Annotated in this window: 2 protein-coding genes; both read left to right on the forward strand. The window is 70.0% G+C overall.

Annotated features, from left to right (window positions below):
- Nucleotides 1–590, forward strand: a 590-nt coding sequence (locus tag PSU4_RS30760; protein ID WP_281290759.1) for a glycerol-3-phosphate dehydrogenase C-terminal domain-containing protein, incomplete at its 5' end; no start/stop codon positions are given.
- Nucleotides 591–1,102: 512 nt separating this feature from the next.
- Nucleotides 1,103–2,488 (forward strand): FAD-dependent oxidoreductase, encoded by a 1,386-nt coding sequence (locus PSU4_RS30765; protein ID WP_147116174.1) that lies wholly within the window; start codon nucleotides 1,103–1,105, stop codon nucleotides 2,486–2,488.
- Nucleotides 2,489–2,626 lie beyond the last annotated feature (138 nt).

Below are 2,626 nucleotides of genomic sequence, written 5' to 3' on the forward strand. Positions count from 1 at the left end.
CCGCGGTCCACGGCCTCGACGCCAAGGTCCCGGACTCGGTGACGGAGAAGGTGCCGTTGTTGGGCGCGGAGGGTTTCAAGGCCCTGCTCAACGCCCGGCACCGGCTCGCGGCCGAGCACGGCCTGCACGTCGCCCGGATCGAGCACCTGCTCAGCCGGTACGGCTCGATGATCGACGAGGTGCTCGCGCTGGTCGACGAGGACCCGACGCTGGGCGAGCCGCTGGCCGGGGCGCCCGACTACCTGCGCGCCGAGATCGTCTACGCGGCCTCGCACGAGGGTGCCCGGCACCTGGAGGACGTGCTGGCCCGCCGTACCCGCATCTCGATCGAGACCTTCGACCGCGGCGTCGGGTCCGTCGAGGAGGCGGCGCGGCTGCTGGCGCCGGTGCTCGGCTGGAGCGACGAGCAGGTCGAGCGCGAGAAGGAGCACTACCGCAAGCGGGTCGACGCCGAACGGGAGAGCCAGAAGATGCCCGACGACGAGACCGCCGACGCCGCCCGGATGGGCGCACCGGAGGTCGTCCCGCTGCAATTTCTGGCAACCCCTCGACCGGCGCGCGCGATAGCTCCGCAGAGAAAAGCGCAGTGAACAACAGTGTGCGCCGGGAATGAGGTTTCGGTAAGCCTCGTGCGAAATAAGAGGACTTGACACAAGGCTACCTCGGGACGCACAACACCGAAGGCCGGATCGGAAATCCACTCGATTCGCGGTCCAGTAAAAGGGCGTGTCGGCTCACGTATGCACGTTTCTGAAACAGGTATATGCCGCAGGTCTGCATGACGATGACAGCCGTGCTCTCCAGGCGGCCGGCGCCGAGACCACTCTCGGCAGCACCGTCGCCTAGACCTCAAATAGCGCCGGCGACGCGCAGAATTGCTATTTGGTCGCCTTGATCCACGCAGCTTGGCGACCTCAGCGTCCCCAGCTCGGGGTTTGATGCAGCAACCGGGACTCGACGCCGTCTCCTGCGCACAGACAAGTACAGCCCTGGACCGTGGGCGAGGGTCTGCCTTGCTCACCCATCGAGTTGCCCTGTTGGCCGAGGCGCAGCACTCCCGGGAACCATCAGCTCCCAATCCGCCGAACAGCGAGGGGATCGAATGACATCCACCCAGCCGAGGGTCGCCGTGATCGGGGCAGGCCCGTCCGGCCTCTACGCCGCGGCCGCCCTGCTCGCCTCCGCATCGGAGACGGGCGTCGTCGTCGACGTGCTCGACCGTCTGCCCGCGCCGTACGGGCTGGTCCGCTACGGCGTCGCTCCCGACCACGTGAAGATGAAGTCGGTCATCCGGGTGCTGCAGCGCCCGTTCGACCCCGCAGAGGTCCATTTCCTCGGCAACGTCCCCGTCGGCCGTGACGACGGTGGGCTCCCGCTCGACGTGCTGCGCGAGCACTACCACGCGATCGTGTGGGCCACGGGCAGCTCCATCGACCGCGGCCTCGGCATCCCCGGGGAGGAACTGGCCGGCAGCGTCGGCTCCGGGCAGGTCGTGAGCTGGTACTCCGGGCACCCCGATCACCTCGGGTCGGCGCCGCCGCTCGACCATCCCGGAGTCGCCGTCGTCGGGGCCGGCAATGTCGCGCTCGACGTGGCCCGGGTGCTCGCCAAGAGCGCCGACGAGATGGCCGCCACCGACATCCCCGACAACGTGCTCGCCGCCCTGCGCGAGAGCGCCGTGCGCGACGTGCACATCCTGATCCGGCGCGGGCCGCAGCACGTCAAGTTCACCCCGGCCGAGCTGCGCCAGATCGGTGAGCTCGCCCACGTCGATGTGGTCGTGCACGACGACGACCTGCTCGCGGGGGAGCGGCCCGACCGCAGCGGCATCGACGACCGGCGCCAGCACCAGAACCTCGACATGCTTACCGAGTGGGCGGCCGCCGACATCCAGAAGGGCCGGCCGCGCCGCATCCACCTGCGGTTCCTGCGCAGCCCGGTCCACATCCTGGGCACCGCGGGCCGGGTGAGCGGGCTGGTCGTGGAGCGCAACGAGATCGTCGACGGTCGCGTCGTCGGGACCGGTGAGGAGGAGACGCTCGACGTCGGTCTCGTCGTGCGGGCCATCGGGTACTCGGCCGAGCCGATTCCCGGCCTTCCGTTCGACGAACGTTCCGGCACCGTGCCCAACGAGGGTGGGCGCGTCGTGCAGGACGGGCATCCCGTTCCGGGCGCCTACGTCACCGGCTGGATCAAGCGCGGTCCCAGCGGGGTCATCGGCACCAACAAGGGCGACGCGGTCGAGACGGTCGCGAAGGTCCTGGAGGACCTACCCGACCTGCCCGACCCGACAGCACCCGCCCGGGAGGACTTGCTGGCCTCCCTGGCGGCCCACGGCATCGAGCCCGTCGACTGGACCGCGTGGCTGCGGCTCGACGCCGAGGAGGTTCGCCTCGGCGGCGTCCGCGGCGGCGCCGACCGGGTCAAGGTCGCAGAGCTCGCGACCATGCTCGCAGCCTGCCGGGGCACTAGCCCTGGTGATTCATGAGCCCGTGGGCGGGCCTCTGGTCCACGATCGTGTTCGAAGTCTTCACCCTAGACTAGGCACCGACGGCGCCTCGGTCTGCTCGGCCGGGCTGACCGAGATCCAGCCCCAGCGGACCGCGCGGGCGAATGCGCCGTGAGG

The sequence above is a fragment of the Pseudonocardia sulfidoxydans NBRC 16205 genome (genome assembly GCF_007989085.1).
Taxonomy (GTDB): domain Bacteria; phylum Actinomycetota; class Actinomycetes; order Mycobacteriales; family Pseudonocardiaceae; genus Pseudonocardia; species Pseudonocardia sulfidoxydans.

What these genes read in the sequence shown, in the direction of transcription:
- PSU4_RS30765 (WP_147116174.1), top strand. Translation starts at nt 1,103, where the DNA reads ATGACATCCACCCAGCCGAGGGTCGCCGTGATCGGGGCAGGCCCGTCC.